Source organism: Kitasatospora sp. NPDC042419 (genome assembly GCF_056437345.1).
The window spans coordinates 1-1,769 of record NZ_JBWKAW010000094.1 but is presented as its reverse complement, the minus strand read 5'-3'; the positions used below and the strand labels follow the sequence as shown (position 1 = coordinate 1,769).

The 1,769-nt window shown below is 72.4% G+C and carries 1 protein-coding gene; it reads left to right on the top strand.

Annotated elements, in window-relative coordinates:
• Positions 1–638: 638 nt before the first annotated feature.
• Positions 639–1,697, top strand: a complete 1,059-nt coding sequence (locus AC067J_RS44015) for an ApeI family dehydratase (protein ID WP_478308515.1) — start codon at positions 639–641, stop codon at positions 1,695–1,697.
• Positions 1,698–1,769 lie beyond the last annotated feature (72 nt).

Here is a 1,769-nt window from a genome sequence, read left to right as displayed (position 1 = left end):
TGCCCACGCCCCCGGCCGGGCCCGGGCCGAGGACCACCGGGCCCGCGCCCGCGCTGCCCGCGCCCCCTGCCGGGCCCACACCCAAACCCGGGCCCGGGCTTGGGAGAAGCACCACCGTGCCCGCCCCAACACCTAAAACGACCACGCCCACCCTGCCCACGGCCGAACCCGAACCCGGGCTTGGGCCTGGGCCGAGAACCGCCGTGCCCGCCTCGACACCGAAAACCACCGTGTCCGCCCTGCCCACGCCCCCGGCCGGGCCCGGGCCGAGGACCACCGGGCCCGCGCCCGCGCTGCCCGCGCCCCCTGCCGGGCCCACACCCAAACCCGGGCCCACGCCCGGGCCTGAGCCGAGGACCGCCACGCCCGCCCTGCCCACACCCGGGCCTGGGCCTGGGCCTGGGACCGCCGTGCCCGCGCTGCCCGAGCCCCCGGCCGGGCCCACACCCACACCCGAACCCGGGCCGAGGACCGCCATGCCCGCCTCGACACCGAAAACCACCACGCCCGCGCTGCCCACACCCGGGCCTGGACCTGGGCCTGGGACCGCCACGCCCGCCCTGCCCACACCCGGGCCTGGGCCTGGGACCGCCGTGCCCGGGCTTGGGCTTGGGCCTGGGCCTGGGCTGAGGACCGCCATGCCCGCCTCGACGGCGAAAGCGACCATGTCCGCGCTGCCCACGCCCCTCGCATGGAGCGAGCGTTCACCCGACGGCACCCACGCCGTCCTGCGGCTCCCGGCCGACCTCGGCGCCGACCACATGGCCGGCCACTACCCCGGCCACCCGATCCTGCCAGCCGTGGTCGTCCTGGACTGGGTACAACAAGCCGTCGACAACCTCCACGGCGGCGGCCTACGGCTGCGCCACCTGCACCGGGCACGCTTCGCACGGCCCCTCCTACCGGGAGACGTACTGGAACTCACCATCCGGACACACCCCCACGAACCGAACAGTGAGGCAACCGACGGTGAGCCGACCCACGGTGAAGGCACCGACCGTGCTCGGACCCTCGGCGAAGGCACCAAGGCTGAGGGAACCGACGGTGAAGGGGCTGACGATACAGGGACCTTCGGTGAAGGCAGCGACCGTGAACGGACCCTCGGCGAAGGCACCGACGATGCGCGAACCCTCGGCGAAGACACCAAGGCTGAGGGAACCGACGGTGAACGGACCCTCGGTGAAGGCACCGACGATGCGCGAACCCTCGGCGAAGACACCAAGGCTGAGGGAACCGACGGTGAACGGATCAACGGTGAAGCGACCGACGATGCGCGAACCCTCGGCGAAGGCACCGAGGGTGGGGGGATCGACAGTGAAGGGGCTGACGATACAGGGACCTTCGGTGAAGGCAGCGACCGTGAACGGCCCCTCGGTGAGAGCACCGAGGGTAAGGGAACCGACGGTGAGCCGATCAACAGTGAAGGAACCGACGATGCGCGGCCCCTCGGCGAAGGGACCGACGATGCGCGGACCCTCGGTGCGGGCACCGACATCGAGGGGACCTTCGGTGAGCGGATCGACAGTGAGGGAACTGACGGCGAAGGGATCCGCGGTGGGAGGGCCGACGGTGAAGGGGTCGGCGGTGAAGGGGGCTTCGGCGGGGAGATCTTCGCGAGTGCCCGGATAGTGCGCTCGGACCGCCGGCTGGCCGTCGAACTCGACGCCACCTTCACGGCGGTGAGGACCCATGCTTGACCACGCACAGGTACGCGGCCTGCTACGGCAACGCCCTCCGATGATCCTGCTCGACACCGTCGAGGAGTTCTC